The sequence below is a fragment of the Noviherbaspirillum malthae genome (assembly GCF_015352985.1).
GTDB classification, from domain to species: Bacteria; Pseudomonadota; Gammaproteobacteria; order Burkholderiales; family Burkholderiaceae_D; genus Noviherbaspirillum; species Noviherbaspirillum malthae.
Window position 1 is genome coordinate 37,847 of sequence record NZ_JACYXF010000026.1, and the last position, 16,443, is coordinate 54,289.

Genomic DNA, 16,443 nt, shown 5'->3' on the forward strand with positions numbered 1-16,443 from the left:
GAACTGCATTGGTGCGTGTTTGAACGCAGGATTGATGACGAGTGCCTGTCCGGACGGAACGTTCGCCCGATGGAAACGGTCTGACGAAAACCCTGCCATGCTGCAGTTAAGCGGCGTGCTTTGGTGGAAGTCTCTTGCTTCCGGAGGGGAACATGATCCGATATTCTTTGATTCTGCTGGCGACCGCCTTATCGGGATGCGTAGCCGTGCCTGCTTACGATGACGCCTATTATGGAACCTACGGTGCCTATGGCGCACCGGTGACGACATACGCAGTTCCGGTTGCTCCGGTCTATGCGGGTCCGCCGGTGTATGTCGGCCCTCCGGTCCGATTCAGCTTCGGCTTCAATTACTGGGGCGGGAGGGGCGGTTACGGCCATCGCGGTCATGGATGGGGCCATGGTGGGGGACGTTTCCGGCGTTAGTCGATCGGTTGTGAACTTTCTTCAGCCGCTGCTGCTACCGTTACCGTTACCGCGCTTCAGTTGCCAGATCAGTGCATTGTTGGCCAGACTGCGCTCAATGAAGCCCTGCGCCTCCAACTGCACAAGTGCGGCAAGCACCGTATCGTGATCCACCATGCCGGAAGCAGGAATCCACTCCTTGGCAATCTCCGCCACCGTACCGCTCGCATCCGGCCAGCGATAAAGGTAGTAACGAATCGCTTCCGCGACAGCGACGACATGCTTGTCTTTCATAGGCTGCCCGTTTCCGTTTTGCATCATTCCAGTATGCATTAAAACCTTCGGAAAAGAAAAGGACAATGCGCTCAGGGGAGATGAATTCCTTTCAACAAAATCGGCGGAAAGCGGGATATGTCGGGAAGCGTACATTGCGTGACTGTTCTCTCAAGCAACAGTTATGCGATATGCAAGAAGTCCGGGCGTCAGCATTCACCTTGTTGCGTGTAGGACGATTCCGATGAAATCTTGCGCATGATCAAGTATGCGAAGCTGGATGCCTCCATACTGAGGTCTCCTTAGTTCACTTCCTCCGTTCGAGCATTTATGCAAACCATCCTCAATACCGCAGCAACGATTGAAAACCTTGTTGACGTTACACTTGGCGCAGATGCGCCGGCCCGCGAGAAGTACCTGCTGCGTGAGTCCCTGCACAACCTCGTGCGCATGGCTCGCATTGAATACAAGATGGAAATGCAGGCGAGCGTAGACAAGGTTCTTCACATGCTGCCTGACCACGCGACGCTGGTCGTTTGAGTTTCGTGCCGCGAAGGAGCTGCGCAGCGTGCTCCTCTTCGCAATACGGCCGCGAACACAAACGCTGCAGTTTCCTGCTCCCCCTCTCCCGACTTTCCCCTTCAAGCTTTCCTCCCCCGGCTTTTGCTCTCTGTCTCCTCCGCTTTTCTTTCTCGCCTCTTCCCCGCTTCTCATTTTTCCGGTCTTCAACACCATCCCTGTTCGATCAATCTTATGTAGCAGCGCAACAAAGTTGACTTTACGCAATGGGCGATGAGCAGCCTGCCTTTATCGTCTTCACACGCTACATCAATATTAATTTGCTGCAACAAAAAACTTGTAAAAAACAAAAAGTTTGCGCTGCCTCATGCAACAACATGTAACGCTGCATAGTCGAATACCGAAGCTTGATGCCCTTGCCAGCATCAACATCCAACAATCCCAGGGAGCATCCACTTTGACCGCCCGCGTCCTACTCGTCACTTCGGAAGCCGTACCTCTTGTCAAGACCGGCGGACTTGCCGACGTCATCACTGCATTGGCGCAAGCACTCCGCCAGCAAGGCGTTGATGCCACTGTCATGATGCCGGGCTATCCGGCCGCAATCGAAAATGCCTGCAATTTGAAGCAGGCAGGCAATCTGCCTGAATTGCCTGGCGGGCCGGGCACCATCCTCCACGGCGTCATGCCGGGCAGCGACGTGCCCGTGGTGCTGCTCAAGACTGAACGCTTCGACCAGCGCACGGCCAATCCCTACGTTGACGAGAACGGTGCCGAGTTCGACGACAATGCCTTGTGCTTCGGATCGCTGGCTCACGCGGCCGTCAGCATCTGCGCTGGCGAAACCGATTTGCCGGTGCCGCATGTGGTGCATGCGAATGATTGGCATGCAGGCCTGGTCCCGGCTTTGCTGCGCATGAAGGGCATTACCGGCGTGGGCACGCTGCTGACTATCCACAATCTTGCCTTCCAGGGCAATTTCGCCATGAGTGCGGCCGCTGATCTGGCCATTCCAGATTCCATGCTGACGCCCGACCAGTTTGAATTCTGGGGCAAGATGAGTTTCCTGAAGGCCGGCATTCTTTATGCCGACCGTATTTCCACGGTCAGCCGCTCTTATGCGAACGAGATTCTGACCCCGCGCTTCGGCCATGGCTTCGACGGCCTTCTTGGTGCCCGCAGGGAAGCACTGGTCGCCATACCGAACGGCGTCGATACCGGCGCTTGGGATCCGGCAAGCGATCGGCTGACCGTTCGCCACTTCTCGCTGAACGACATGCGCGGCAAGAGCGGCTGCAAGCGCGACCTGCAGCAGCTGTTCGGTCTGCCTGTCGATCCGTTTGCGCCGGTGCTTGCCATCGGCAGCCGCATTACCCATCAGAAGATGGCCGACGTCGCCATCGATGCCTTGCCCGGCGTCCTCGAACGCTTCCCGCGCGCGCAGCTGATCGTGCTCGGCCGCGGCGACCATGCTTATGAGCAGGCTTTCCTCGGCATGGCAGAACGTTTCCCGGGACGTGTCGCGATCCATATCGGCTATGACGAACGCCGCGCCCATGCGCTGCATGCAGGCGCCGACATGCTGCTGCACGGCACGCGCTTCGAACCCTTCGGCCTGACGCCGCTGTACTCCATGCGTTACGGCACGATACCGATTGCTTCGCGCGTCGGCGGCATGATCGATTCCATCGTCGATGCGGGCCTGCAGGGCACCATTCCCGACGATGCCAGCGGCATCCTGTTCGACGGCGAACAGGCCCAGGACATGGTGGCTGCGATCAGCCGCGCTTTCGAGCTGTATGCCCGCCCGAATGAGTGGCACCTCATGCAGCGCAATGCGATGTCCGCCGATTTCTCCTGGTCCGGACCGGCCGAGCAGTACATCGGCGTTTATCGCGAGATCGCTCCTGTCGAGGCGCAGGCTCTGTTCGATGAACGCAGCGCCGCCGTCAATGACAGCGTCAACCTTCCGGCCGACGAGGAGGCTGCCGAAGCAGCGGCCATGCCTGAATACATGACGGCATAACGCATGGCGCAGGGAGCAAGCCGACAACGTCATCTGCCGGACGTCAAGACAACAACAGGCAACAACGCCGATTCCGATCAACCCAGTGAAATCCTTGCCATCCGGCAGCTTGCCGGATGGATTGATCCGCTCACGTTCGACAGACATGCCATCGATGCCGCCGAAACCGGCAGGCTGCGCGATCCTTTTTCGTTCTACGGGCCGCGTTCAATCGCGCAGGACGGCATGTACGTCATCAGGACCTTTCAGCCAGGCGCGCTCAGGGTGGAGGTGCTCGCCGGCACGACGGGCGACGAAGAGGACTGCGTGCTGGCCACGCTGACGCCGGTGAGCAGCGGCGGGCTGTTTTCCGGTATCGTCGATTTGAGCGGCGAGCCTGGGCACACGCCGCAATGCTATCGATTGCGTATCACCTGGCCCGACGGATTTGGAGGAACACTGCGCCAGATCCTGGAAGATCCGTATGCATTCGACCTGCTGCTTGGCGATGCGGAGCTCCAGCTGATCGCGCAGGGCCTGCAATGGCAGGCTCCTGACTGCCTGGGGGCACTGCCGATGACGGTAGCCGGCATTGAGGGAACGCGCTTTACGGTATGGGCGCCGAATGCGATGCGGGTGTCGGTCGTGGGCGATTTCAATCAATGGGACGGCCGCCGGCATCCGATGCGGCTGCGCCATGAGGCCGGAGTCTGGGAACTCTTCATCCCGAGGCTCAGCGCCGGCGAACGCTACCGCTACGAAATACGTGCCGCCGACGGCACGCTGCTGCCGCAGAAGGCCGATCCGGCAGCCAGAGCCACCAGCTTGCCGCCGGACTCGGCATCGGTGATTGCCGCGCCGATCGATCGTCGCTGGAGCGACCATGACTGGATGCGCGAACGCGCCATCCGCCAGCATGCCGCTGCGCCGATCTCGATCTATGAAGTGCATGCCGCATCATGGCGCAGACCCGGCGGCAAAGTGAATGCCAGTGCGGACGACATTGTCGATTGGAATGAACTCGGCGACCGCCTGATACCCTATGTACGGCAATGCGGATTCACCCACATCGAACTGCTGCCGATCATGGAGCATCCCTTCGGCGGTTCATGGGGTTATCAGCCGCTGTCGCAGTTCGCGCCGAGCGCTCGCTTCGGATCGCCTCAGGCATTCGCGGCGTTCGTTGACCGCTGCCACCAAGCCGGACTGGGCGTGATTCTCGACTGGGTGCCGGCGCATTTCCCAAGCGATGCGCATGGCCTCGCACGCTTCGACGGCAGCGCCCTGTACGAGCATGCCGATGCGCGCGAAGGCTACCATCAGGACTGGAACACGCTGATCTACAACCTCGGCCGCAATGAAGTCGCCGGCATGCTGATCGCCAGTGCGCTCGAATGGCTGGAACGCTATCACGTCGACGGCTTGCGGGTCGATGCGGTATCGTCGATGCTCTACCGCGATTACAGCCGCAAGCAGGGCGAATGGATTCCCAACCGCTACGGCGGCCGCGAAAACCTGGAAGCCATCGATTTCCTGCGTCTGCTGAACCATGTGGTGCGGGAGCGCTGTCCCGGCGTAATGGTGATTGCGGAAGAGTCCACCGCGTGGCCCGGCGTCAGCATGCCCGAGGACGAAGGCGGGCTTGGATTCTCGTACAAGTGGAACATGGGCTGGATGCATGACAGCCTGCAATACATGCAGCGCGAACCGGTGCATCGGCGCTACCATCACGACGATCTCACGTTCGGCCTGTGCTATGCGTTCAGCGAGCGTTTTGTGCTGGCGATTTCCCATGATGAAGTCGTGCATGGCAAGGGTTCGCTGCTTGGCAAGATGCCCGGCGACGACTGGCAGCAGCGCGCCAACCTCCGCGCCTTTCTCGGCTTCATGTGGACCCATCCCGGCAAGAAGCTGCTGTTCATGGGCAGCGAGTTCGGCCAGAAGAGCGAATGGAATCACGACAGCGAGTTGCAATGGGAGTTGCTGATCGATCCCGGGCACAGCGGTATTCGCGATCTGGTTGGCGATCTCAATCGCCTCTACCGCAGCGAAGCGGCGCTGTATGACAGCGATGCGCATGCGGAGGGCTTTCAATGGTTGATCGGAGATGATGCGGGCAATAGCGTTTTCGCTTATCTGCGACGCAGCGTCGCAAGTGATGCGCCTCCGGTGCTGGTAGTGTGCAATTTCACGCCGGTACCGCGCGAAGCGTACCGTATCGGCATACCGGCCGCGAAGAAGGGGGCGCGCTGGCGTGAAGTTCTCAATACCGATGCGCACTGCTATGGCGGCAGCAACACAGGCAATCTCGGCGCTGTCATCGCGCAGGATGAACCCAGTCATGGACAGCCGGCTTCACTGCTGCTGACGCTGCCGCCGCTAGCGACCATCGTCCTGCAGTGCGAGGGGTCGTGACGTGTGCAGGCCAGGTCGAAACAAGACGGGAAAAGACTCGAAGCAATGAGAAACGACAAGAGAAAGGTCAGGGCTCCGTAGGATTGGCTTGCAGTCGTTCAACGAAAGGCATGATCCATCGAGTTTCGAACTCTTCATGCAATTCCTGTGGTCGTTCGTTGCCCTTCGAGCGTAATTCGAGCCGGTTTTCCGAGCATCTCAGGCAAATGCGCGGTAGATTGGTGCAGCGCAAAGATGATTCCCTTTTATTAACTGCTTCGGGGAACTACCGGCGCCGATTCGGGGTCTGGGTATAAATCTTGCGTTAATAAAAAGACGCGTCACCCGAACGTGAACGCGCCTGAATGGAATGAAAATGCAGCAGCTTGAGGTTGCCTTACCGCATCATAGCTTGAGATTGTTCAAGCCCTTCGATGGCAACACGTGTTCTCCTTAAGGCCTGCGCATTCATTGCGTATCCGGACAATTATTCAAGGCTAAATACATATGAAAGCAATGATTCTCGCTGCCGGCAAAGGCACTCGCGTACGTCCTCTCACTTACGACCTGCCCAAGCCGATGATCCCTATCCTGGGCAAGCCGGTCATGGCCTACATTGTGGAGCACCTTGCGAAGTGCGGCGTCAAGGACATCATGGTCAACGTGAGTTACCTCCACGAAAAGATCGAGAGTTATTTCGGTGAAGGCAGCCGCTTTGGCGTGCGTATCGGCTATTCCTTTGAAGGTTATATGGACGAGAACGGCGAGGTCGTTCCCGAAGCGCTCGGCTCGGCCGGCGGCATGAAAAAAATACAGGAGTTCGGAAGATTTTTTGACGACACCACCATCGTTCTCTGCGGCGACGCGCTGATCGATCTCGATATCCAGGCTGCTGTCGCGGAACACAAGCGCAAGGGTGCAATGGCCAGCGTCATCACTCGCGAAGTTCCCTGGGACAAGGTTTCCGACTATGGCGTCGTCGTCAGCGACGAAGATGGCCGCATCATCAAGTTCCAGGAAAAGCCGAAGCGCGAAGATGCCCTGTCCAACCTGGCCAGCACAGGCATCTATATTTTCGAACCGGAAGCCATCGATCTGATTCCTTCCGGCGAGGTGTTCGACATCGGTTCGCAGCTGTTCCCGCTGATGGCCGAAAAGGGCCTGCCTTTCTACGCCCAGAAGCAGGAGTTCGAGTGGCTGGACATCGGCAGCGTCACCGATTACTGGGGCGTGCTGCAGAGCCTGCTCACCGGTGATGTGCCGCAGCTGGAAGTGCCCGGTGCGCAGATCCGCGAAGGCGTCTGGGTCGGCCTCAATACCCGCATCGAATGGGAAGGCACCACCATTGAAGGCCCGGTCTATATCGGCGCCGGCTGCCATATCGAAGCCGGCAGCACCATCATCGGTCCGACATGGATCGGTCACGGCAGCCATGTCTGTGCCGGCGCAGAAGTCGTACGCAGCATCCTGTTCGAATATACCCGCGTACTGCCGGGCACCGAACTGGAGGAAGTGATCGTCTGCGGCGACTACAGCGTCGATCGCAAGGGCAACATGGTGCGCCTGTCGGATAGCGAGGACGCCGGCCTCAACAATGCGCGCGACCGCAGGATGGCGCGCCGCACGAAGGACAGCGAAGAAGACCTGGAAGACATCAATTCGCCGGTCGGCGTGCTCGCGACGGCCGAGAATGTTGCCATGTCATACGCACCGTAAACTGTTGAAATGCAAGCGCGCAAGCCTCGGGCTTGCCGCGACCATGCACGGCGCCGCCAGGCGCCGTGCGAACGAGTTCCGACGCTGTCATTCCACCGCCTTTGCTTTTCCTTGCACGGCATCTTCCAAGTGCACGCCTACTCCCTCTTCTCCGCGCCACGTGCAAGTCGAACCAGGTTCAAACATCGTTTGATTGCGGTTGCCCATTTCCCATTAAGTCAGCATGGAACGGCTTATGTGAATTCCTCTGCCGCCGGCGGAAATAGGATGCGTCTGTCAGTGCGAAAGCGCTCTAACGATCGAAATGCGGCAGCACCTTTTCGGCGAACGTTTCGACAAAGGCTTGCTGGTCATGATGCACGTTGTGAAGGAAGAGCGCATCGAAACCAAGCTCGGCATCTCTCAGCAGCCATTCCAGATGCTGCTCCGCATTTGCGGATACGCGAACGCTGGCGGCAACATCCTTCGGCGTCAGGTGCTCGGTCGCACGGTCGAAGGCAGCCGGCGTATCAAGGTCGGCCAGCAATGCCTTGTCGAGCGCAGCCTGGCGCCATTGCGTCGCGGCGGCGTGCAGCGCTTCCTCCTCGCTGGCCGCATGGCTAAGCACGACCTGCAGGTAGACCGGCTTGCCGGCCCCGCCGCCGCGCCGGAATGCGTCCAGCACCTCCCTCATCTGCGCATGGTCCTGCGAGACGGTAATCATGCCGTCGGCCCAGCCGCCGGCCCATTCCGCCGTTTCCGGCGACAGGCAGGCCGCATGCACCGCCGGTGACCGCGCCGGCCGGGAATAGAGCCGGGCATTGCGTACCTGCACCGCTCCGGTGCGGCTGACGGTGTCTCCTGCCCATAATGCGCGCATGACGTCGACGCATTCCTTCAAGCGTTCGCGACGCCGGGACTTCGCTGGCCAGGGTTCGCCGGTAATGCTTTCATTGAGCGCCTCGCCGCTGCCTGCGGCCATCCAGAAGCGGCCGGGATACATTTCGGCCAGCGTGGCGGCGGCCTGCGCGATGACGGCGGGGTGATAGCGCTGGCCCGGCGCGCATACCGTGCCGAAAGATAGCGGCGTGGACTCCAATGCCGCTCCCAGCCATGACCAAGTGAAGCCGCTCTGCCCCTGCCGTTCGCTCCATGGATGGAAATGATCCGAGCACATTGCCATTCGAAAGCCCGCCTGTGCGGCGAGCTTTGCGTTGCGCAGCAGCTGGGAAGGAAGGTATTGCTCGTGAGAGCAGTGATATCCGATGCAGGTCAAGTCGAATGCTCCTTTGCCAAGAGCTGAGGTAGACAACCAATGCAGGCATATGTGCCTTTCGCAGGCGTCGTCTTTTACACACTCGCATTTGCGAAGTCTCCCGTGAATGGCCAATGGCACGAATCCAACAATGGATCGAAAAATTAAAGAAATAAAAATACAGTAATTGTTTGTAAAACAATATTCCTCGTTTAAGCTCGGTTCAAGATTGCTTGAAACCGGTGGCGGCTGTCAGGAAGGGCTTGCCCTATCGAAGAAAGCGAGTATCGCCAGCTTCGATATAAGGAAAGATGCGTATGGCAGACAACACTGGCGTTACTGCTGCATTAAACACTTCACCGCTTCGTTCGCTTTCCTAGTGCAAGCGATGGCTGTGGGATAAAGAAATATCACTACAAGGTGCTCGATGGAAGGTGCTCTTGCTCTGTTTCCTATGGACAGCCGCACTGCTGCTGGAACTGGCCTATCATCATGGCGGATTCGGCTTGCGTGAAGCCCTTGTGCAGAAATCGGTCGTGGTGTTCTACAACGTCAAGGCAGTCGTGCTGGCAGATTTGAATCCGTCCATGGCATCGATACTCATCGCGGCAGCAATCTGCCGAACCCTTTTCGGCATGACGATCGCGCTGCTCGATCTGGCGATGTACCGCAAGGTCACCGTCCGGCCTTTCGATTGGGAAGGGATGATCAATACGGCCCATCGTCAACTGCGTTTTCCTGCTGACCGTCGTCTTTACGTTCACGAATCCGCTTGTCGAGTCATGGATCGACGGTTACTCGTCGCTGCTCGATCATGTGCCTACGCTGGTGCAGATGAACGGCGCAGTGGCATTGATACTCGCCTGCCTGCTCGGCGATTTCTGCTTCTACTGGTCGCACCGTTTCTGCCACAAGATCCGCTTCTTCTGGTATCTGGGACACATCAATCATCACCGCAACCGCGAACTCTGCCAGCTCACTCAGGCAGTCGATCCTCAATCGCTGATTCTCGATACCGCCGGCGGCAAGGTGTTCGTGCTGCTCTTCCTGCCGCTGGTGACCCAGCTGTTCTCACTGGACATCCGGGACAGCGGATGGGCGCTGATTGCCGTTATCGTCTTCGATACCTGGACCGATCCTTCGCACTCGGTGGTGCTCTACTACCTGGAAACGCGATTCGCATTTCTCCGGCATTTGACGCCCGCCGTTCACTACACGCATCATTCCAGGGAAGGGCGGCACAATATTTCCGACGGCTGCAACTTCGGCGCACGCACCACGCTCTGGGACCGCCTGTTCGGCACCGACATCGAACCGCTGCAAATCCTGCCGCGTACCGGACTCTTCAGCGACACGGCGGACTACCGCCGCACGCCCTTGCGGTTTCTGTTCCGGCCATGGCTGCAGATGCTGAGAGAGCTGGGTACCAACAGGCTGCGCTACTGGCGGGCCATCCTGTTCGGCCATGCGTCCTACAAGCCTCCGGTGCCATTGAAATCGGAACGCTGAACCGGGCATTGCGCATCGCCTGCACTTGCACGGCAAACCAAAGGCTAATCAAAGGAGAAAACATCTTCATGCAAAAAGTATTTCCTGCAAACCCTCTGGAAAAGCCGGGCTACCGGCTGGAGTTCCACGACGAGTTCGACGGCAACTCGATGGACGATGGCAAATGGATTGCATGCCATTTGCCGCAGTGGTCTTCCTCGCGCCAGTCAGCGGCAAGCGCACGTTTCGAGGACGGCCATCTTGTCTTGAGCATCGGGGCCGATCAGCAACCCTGGTGTCCGGAATATGACGGCGATATACGCGTTTCCTCGCTCCAGACAGGCGTGTTTTCCGGGCCGCTCGGCAGTACCAGGGGACAGCACCGGTTCAACCGCGAGAGCGTCGTGCGCGAAGTGCAGGCCAACCGCGCCCTCTACACGCCGACCTACGGCTATTTCGAGACCCGGCTTAAGGGCGTCAGGGAAGCCGGCTACCATGTGGCCTTGTGGATGATCGGCTATGAAGAGGTGTCGGAAAATTCCGCCGAGATCTGCATCTGCGAAATCTTCGGCAAGCACGTCACGGCCGGCACGTCGAAGGTCGGCGTCGGTGTGCACCCCTTCGGCGACGAGAGGATCACCGATGACTTCCGCGAAGTCGAACTGCCCATCGACATTTCCGAATTCCATGTCTATGCCGCCGAATGGACGCCGACCCATATCGATTTCTTCGTCGACAACCAGCTGATCCGCACGGTGCATCAATCGCCAAGCTATCCGATGCAGTTCATGCTGGGCATCTATGAAAGGCCGAAGGAAACGCTTTCCCAGTCCGAAGGACGTTCATCGGTTTATCCGAAAGACTTCGTGGTGGATTATGTCCGTGCCTATCAGCCTGTCAACGGATACCGTTAGGAGGGCTTAATCGTGCAAGCGCTGACAGGCATATCCGATATGGGCGGCGCGGGGGCTCGCACCGGCGGCGCGAAGATTTCACTCCACGGCGAGGCGGCACTGGTGACAGCCGCTACGCGCGGAATCGGGCGCGAATGCGTTCTTGCTCTGGCCGAGGCGGGCGCCTCGCTTGCGATCGACAGCCGCGATCTTGAAGCGGGAAACGAGCTTGCCGCCGTGCTGCGCGCCAAGGGCGTGAAGGCGATGGCCGTTGCAATGAACATGCAAAGCCCCGCTTCAATCGCACAGGCCGTTGCCGAAGCCGAAGCGGAACTCGGCCTGGTCACGGTGCTGGTCAACAATGCCGGCCACAGCCTGCCCGCTGCCGCGCTGGATGTCGCGCCCGAGGCATATGACAGCATGTTCGGGCTGAACGTGAAGGCCGCGTTCTTCACCGCACAGGCGGTTGCGCGCCGGCTGATTGCCGAAAGGCGGACCGGAGCGATCGTCAACGTCGCCTCGCAGGCCGGGGCGGTTGCGCTGCGCGATGAATCCGTCTACTGCATGACGAAGGCCGCCATGATGCACATGACGCGCTGTCTCGCGGTGGAATGGGCGCCGGCCGGCATACGCGTCAATGCGGTGGCGCCGACGTTCGTCAGCACCGACGGCACGCGCAAATGGCTGGACGATCCGCAGTTCCTCGATAGCGTCATCAGCCGTATCCCATTGGGACGGGTAGGGGTAACCACTGAAATTGCGTGGCCGGTCGTGTTCCTCGCCTCCGGCGCGGCGTCGCTGGTCACGGGAACGACGCTAGCGGTGGACGGCGGCTGGACGGCTATCCTTCGCTGCAGATGATGATGCGGCTGGCAATTGCCGCCCGGGCAATGCCGGTTGCGTCATCGATGTGCAGGCCTCCATGCCTGCACCACTACCATTCGTTGTGAAGGATGCAGGCATGGAGGCCGGTTTGGCCAACTTCCCGCATCGCTCCGTTCCTGTCTCGTTCCTGCTCAACCCTGAAGAAAGCAGAACCCGCTCACGCCCAGCACCACCGTGCGTGCGTCGACGCTCATGTTCCTGCTCATGATTACCGTGCCGACATCGACCGGCGCCACCTTCTTCTCGACGACATCCATGTTGAACAGGCAGACGATCTCCGAACCTTCATGTTCGCGCGAGAAGGCAAGCACGCCATCGGGAGCATCGAGCAGCGTGATGCCGCCCTGGCTGAATTCCGGACGCGACTTGCGCAGGGCGATCATCTCGCGGGCGAAGTTGAGAATCGAATCCCGCTCGGCATCCTGCTTCTCGACATTCATTTCGATATGCACGTTGTCGACCGGCAGCCATGGCTCGGCCTGGCTGAAGCCGCCATGCGGAGCAGCCGTCCAAGGCATCGGCGTGCGGCAGCCGTCGCGGCCCTTGAACTTGGGCCAGAAGGTCTTGCCGAAGGGGTCCTGGATGCGTTCAAAGGGCACGTCGGCCTGCGGAAGGCCCAGCTCCTCGCCCTGATACAGGCAGATATCGCCGCGCATTGCAAACAGCAGTGCCAGCGCATGCTTGGCATTCTGTTCGGGGTCGCGGCCGTTGAGCCAGCGGCTCGCTACGCGCGGCTTGTCATGATTGCTCAAGGCATAGCAGGGCGAACCCGGCGCCTTGATGCTCTCTTCCAGCGTGGTGATCACATTGCGCACATAAGGCGCGCTGCTGTCGGGCTGCATGAGCGCGAAGCTGTAGGCAGAATGCAGGCGGCCCGGTCTGGTGTACTGGCCCATGAGCTTGAGCGCGTCATGCCCGCCGACTTCGGCCAGGCTGAAGGCGCCGTAGGCGTCGAGCAGCTTGCGGATCTTTTCCAGGAAGGCATCCATCTCGGGGCGCGCCTGGTCGTAGACATGCAGCTGGAAGCCGTAGGGATGCAGCGCGGCGCTGGTGTCCTGGCGCGGCGGATTGTTGCGCAGCAGCTGGTCCTGGAAGATGTGATTGCAGGCGTCGAAGCGAAAGCCCGATACGCCCATGTCCAGCCAGAAGTCCATTTCCTTCAGCACCGCGGCCTGCACGTCGGGATTGTGCATGTTGAGGTCGGGCTGGCTGGAGAAGAAGGAATGGAAATAGTACTGGCGCCGCTCGGCATCCCAGCGCCACGCCGGGCCGCCGAATACCGAAACCCAGTTGTTGGGCGGGCTGCCGTCGGGCTTCGGGTCGGCCCACAGATACCAGTCGGACTTGTTGTTTTCCTTGGCGCGGCTCTGCTTGAACCAGGCATGCTCTTCCGAGGTGTGCGAGATGACCATATCGACAATGATGCCGAGCTTGAGCGCCTTGGCCCGCCGCATCAGGCTCTTGAAATCGTCCATCGTGCCGAAGATGGGATCGACGGCACGGTAATCCGATACGTCATAGCCGAAGTCCTTCATCGGCGACTTGAAGAAGGGACTGATCCAGATGGCGTCCACGCCAAGGCTCTTGATGTAGGCAAGCTTCTGTTCTATGCCGGCCAGGTCGCCGATGCCGTCGTTGTTCGAATCCTGGAAACTGCGGGGATATACCTGGTAAATGATCATGACACTCTCATAAGCTCATAAGGTCACTATGCAATCCGTCCCTGCGGCGCAAGCCGCGAGTTGGACCGGAAGGGCCGGGATGCATGTGTCATCGGTGCGATACGACCATCGGTCGACCGCATGAACGTTACTATCCGTTGACTTCCGGAAATGTGCAATGTCCTAGATGCAAGATGGGGACGTTTTGTTCCCGAGTTGCAACTTTGGAGGTCCATTTGGATGGCCGGAATGACAATTGCACGGAGGGAATGACGGTTTGTTCACATGTCTCGTGCCTCGTGCCTCGTGCCGAGGCAGAGCAGACGCAGTCTCTCTACATGATCAGGATGTGGGCTTCGACATTGACCTTGGCCCCAAGGGACGGGGAGGACGTTCCATGCGCTGCCGTACAGGCAGCTGATCCGTTGCCGAAGCGAGTGATGTGTCCGCCTGCTTGGAAGAGCCAATCTCCTGAGACGTTCTTCGGATGGCATTGCGTCTTTTCAGGTTTGTGGTTTCAGGAGTCCGAGGGGACACGAGGACGTAATCGGCGCTATCCAATCGTCTTTCCGGTGCAGACGTGCCGTTATTGATGTAGGCATCTCCGATTTTGCGGAGATCGGCGAGTGCGAAGGCTACGCGTTGTGCAATCTGTTTTCTGTGTTCCGGCGATATGTCCAATGCGTCCAGCATTCCGGTGCCATGTTCATAGGTAGTGGCAAAGTTTATTAACGTGATATCCCTGAATGTTCCGTCTTCCTGCTGCACCTTGAAGATGGGCGTGTTGCCCAGCGCCCTTGCCGCATCCTGCAGGTCCTGCGGTGCCCGGGATCCTTCCTTGTAGATGCCGTTCAAGAGGGTGGTTACGCCGGAACGCAGTCCGTCGGTCTGAGGAATGCCTGCTTTCTTGCTGCCGGGGTTGATGTAGGGCTTGAGCAAGTGCGTCAGGGTCTCGCTGCTGTTGGCCCACTCCGCCATGGCATTGTTGATGCCGGCCTCATTCCTTGTGAATTTTTGATAGCTGTCTTGATGCGACTGTCGCATCAGGTCGGCAACACTCGACGGCGCGGAGCCTTGGGTCTTGGCGGCGTTCATTGAATTCAACATCGTCATCAGCTTGCTCCCCATGCGATTGCCCGCATTGCGCATGAAGGCATTGAGGGCAGTGCGACTGCTGGCAGTCTGCATCCCGGGCGGTACGGCCCCTGGTGGATGCATCATGCCGGGCGCTGAGGAATTGTCCAGTGACAGCTTCGTCTCGCTTCCCGGAAGATCCGGACGTTTGTTGTTAAAGATGCGCATTCTCTTCCCTGGATGCATCGAACATGATCGTGTCCTCAGACAAAGTCGCTGGACTGCACTATTGATTCGGCCCGAAAAATGGTTGATTTTTCGGACCGCCGATCTCACCCTCGCCCTCTGGGAGAGGGGCGGGGTGAGGGGATCCGGCTCAATATATTTTCGGGCCGGATCTATAATGAGTGACATCCGGGCCATGGCAGTTCCATAAGCTGTCACAGCGGACCTGCAGCAAAGGACACTCAAGCAGTCACATGCGGTCCGCAAGAGGGAGACTGGGTGCGGCACTATGAAACGTCCCGCCTTGGACAAGTCGGCATAACAAAAATGATTGCTTCGACAGATCGCCTTGAGCACCTATCACCCCCGCCTCCAGTACGGCGCCTTGTTTTTCCGCATGATTGGAGAGGGGGGCATTGAATGAGCGAAGTTCATCCCGCCTGAAGTATCCTTTTCCATACCGGGTCCGTCTTGATGAAAATCTGCCGCGTATTCCGATGCTCATAGTCGGGGTTATATCTGTTATCGCTATTGTGGCGGGCTTTAAAACCCGCATTTGGCAGCACATGCCTGCTCATGATGATTTCTTGAGGTATGCCGCCAATGACCACCACCGTGCCGCGGGCGCATTGCCTCAGCAAGCCTTCCAGTAATCTGGCATTGTGAAATTCGGGATAGCGCCTGGCGACTTCCTTTCTGATGTTGCTGAAATCCTTTTTTCCCGAAGTCGTGAATCCGGCTTCAATTTCGTGATACAGAGAACGCCCGCCCGGATTGACGGGCGCATCGAGAAGATAAGCTGCGTTGCGAAACATGATTACCTGGGGCTGGTTTCTGAAGTCGTCGTTGTTCAGCTTGGTTCTTAAATCTTCGATGATGTTCGTTGACTGACCGATAAAAGTGATTCGTTCATTCACCAGACGGGTGCCGGCTTCCGTCAGCACGTAGTGACGGAATCTCGCGTTGCTGTCAGCTGGCTGTTCCAGCGCCATATAAGAGGAATGATTAATGGAAACACGTCTCGAGGTTTTTGCTTTCATCACAACCTGCCCTGTTTCCCTGACCCTGTCGAAGATCCGTGTTCCATCGACCTGTGGTTCATAATCCGATGCGATGAACCTGAATTTCGCGGCATTTTCCGGCCCAAGCTTCCGGTCGAACAGGATGGCAAAGCCGACGACTTCATCGCCGTGCGAAGCCCCGTAAACATGAATGTTCGCGCCATTCGGGAACCGTTTCTGCAACAGGGAGGGAAGCTCAGGCAAGGCATCCCTGAACATCGACGTTTTATGGACCTGCTTCACTGGCTGCACGACCGCAGGCATCGTTCCTTGAGTGTCTGTCGAGACGGGTGCGTTTGGAGAGGCTGCCGCTCCGGGCCTGTCCCGACGGTAAAAGCCCGGTATTTTTCCCAGAAGGCGCCTGCGAGTCGCTCCTTCGGAAACGGTCCTGCCGAAGGTAGCAGCTTCCTCGTTTGCGGGATTTGGTTCGGATAGCCTGGCGACAGGATCGGATTCGGAAGGTATGGCTGGCGTCTGAACACTTGGCAGAGAGGCTGGATTGCGAATGGTAGAAATGAAGTTTCCCATAACGGTTTCAATGAAATTTGAATAATCGGCGCAACGGTGCAATATGCCGGAACGTCGAACTCAAGCGCGGCAGGATGGCACCG

Annotated in this window: 14 protein-coding genes; 8 read left to right on the forward strand and 6 right to left on the reverse strand. The window is 58.6% G+C overall.

Annotation, left to right across the window (positions count from 1 at the left end):
• Window positions 1-152 precede the first annotated feature (152 nt).
• Window positions 153-425, forward strand: a complete 273-nt coding sequence (locus IGW03_RS22465) for a hypothetical protein (protein ID WP_194724768.1) — start codon at window positions 153-155, stop codon at window positions 423-425.
• Window positions 426-446: 21 nt separating this feature from the next.
• Here IGW03_RS22465 and IGW03_RS22470 read toward each other — a convergent pair whose 3' ends face one another.
• Window positions 447-833, reverse strand: a complete 387-nt coding sequence (locus tag IGW03_RS22470; protein ID WP_194724769.1) for a hypothetical protein — start codon at window positions 831-833, stop codon at window positions 447-449.
• Between the two features lie 174 nt (window positions 834-1,007).
• On the opposite strand from IGW03_RS22470, the gene IGW03_RS22475 reads away from it, so the two are divergent.
• From IGW03_RS22475 to IGW03_RS22490, 4 genes are all read left to right on the forward strand, one after another.
• On the forward strand, window positions 1,008-1,217 hold the full coding sequence (locus IGW03_RS22475; protein WP_194724770.1) for a hypothetical protein: 210 nt from the start codon (window positions 1,008-1,010) through the stop codon (window positions 1,215-1,217).
• Window positions 1,218-1,653: 436 nt separating this feature from the next.
• Window positions 1,654-3,222, forward strand: a complete 1,569-nt coding sequence (glgA, locus tag IGW03_RS22480) for a glycogen synthase GlgA (protein ID WP_194724771.1) — start codon at window positions 1,654-1,656, stop codon at window positions 3,220-3,222.
• Between the two features lie 3 nt (window positions 3,223-3,225).
• Window positions 3,226-5,616, forward strand: a complete 2,391-nt coding sequence (glgB, locus tag IGW03_RS22485; RefSeq protein ID WP_194724772.1) for a 1,4-alpha-glucan branching protein GlgB — start codon at window positions 3,226-3,228, stop codon at window positions 5,614-5,616.
• 486 nt (window positions 5,617-6,102) lie between these two features.
• On the forward strand, window positions 6,103-7,311 hold the full coding sequence (locus IGW03_RS22490) for a nucleotidyltransferase family protein (protein ID WP_194724773.1): 1,209 nt from the start codon (window positions 6,103-6,105) through the stop codon (window positions 7,309-7,311).
• 292 nt (window positions 7,312-7,603) lie between these two features.
• On the opposite strand, the gene IGW03_RS22495 is transcribed toward IGW03_RS22490, so the two are convergent.
• Window positions 7,604-8,566 carry a TIGR03885 family FMN-dependent LLM class oxidoreductase gene (locus IGW03_RS22495; RefSeq protein ID WP_194724774.1) on the reverse strand — a complete coding sequence of 321 codons (963 nt, stop codon included), beginning with the start codon at window positions 8,564-8,566 and terminating at the stop codon, window positions 7,604-7,606.
• Between the two features lie 431 nt (window positions 8,567-8,997).
• Window positions 8,998-9,267 carry a hypothetical protein gene (locus IGW03_RS22500; RefSeq protein ID WP_228535942.1) on the reverse strand — a complete coding sequence of 90 codons (270 nt, stop codon included), beginning with the start codon at window positions 9,265-9,267 and terminating at the stop codon, window positions 8,998-9,000.
• A gap of 124 nt (window positions 9,268-9,391) precedes the next feature.
• Here IGW03_RS22500 and IGW03_RS22505 point away from each other — a divergent pair, with 124 nt between their 5' ends.
• From IGW03_RS22505 to IGW03_RS22515, 3 genes are all read left to right on the forward strand, one after another.
• Complete coding sequence (locus IGW03_RS22505) at window positions 9,392-10,054, forward strand: sterol desaturase family protein (protein ID WP_194724776.1); 663 nt, start codon at window positions 9,392-9,394, stop codon at window positions 10,052-10,054.
• Between the two features lie 68 nt (window positions 10,055-10,122).
• Complete coding sequence (locus IGW03_RS22510; protein WP_194724777.1) at window positions 10,123-10,947, forward strand: glycoside hydrolase family 16 protein; 825 nt, start codon at window positions 10,123-10,125, stop codon at window positions 10,945-10,947.
• 12 nt (window positions 10,948-10,959) lie between these two features.
• Window positions 10,960-11,787 carry an SDR family NAD(P)-dependent oxidoreductase gene (locus IGW03_RS22515; RefSeq protein ID WP_323745011.1) on the forward strand — a complete coding sequence of 276 codons (828 nt, stop codon included), beginning with the start codon at window positions 10,960-10,962 and terminating at the stop codon, window positions 11,785-11,787.
• A 155-nt stretch (window positions 11,788-11,942) separates the two neighbouring features.
• On the opposite strand, the gene IGW03_RS22520 is transcribed toward IGW03_RS22515, so the two are convergent.
• From IGW03_RS22520 to IGW03_RS22530, 3 genes are all read right to left on the reverse strand, one after another.
• Window positions 11,943-13,493, reverse strand: a complete 1,551-nt coding sequence (locus IGW03_RS22520; RefSeq protein WP_194724778.1) for an alpha-amylase family glycosyl hydrolase — start codon at window positions 13,491-13,493, stop codon at window positions 11,943-11,945.
• Window positions 13,494-13,814: 321 nt separating this feature from the next.
• On the reverse strand, window positions 13,815-14,774 hold the full coding sequence (locus tag IGW03_RS22525) for a hypothetical protein (RefSeq protein WP_194724779.1): 960 nt from the start codon (window positions 14,772-14,774) through the stop codon (window positions 13,815-13,817).
• A gap of 428 nt (window positions 14,775-15,202) precedes the next feature.
• Window positions 15,203-16,360: a hypothetical protein gene (locus IGW03_RS22530; protein ID WP_194724780.1), complete on the reverse strand. Its 1,158-nt coding sequence runs from the start codon at window positions 16,358-16,360 to the stop codon at window positions 15,203-15,205.
• Window positions 16,361-16,443: the final 83 nt, after the last annotated feature.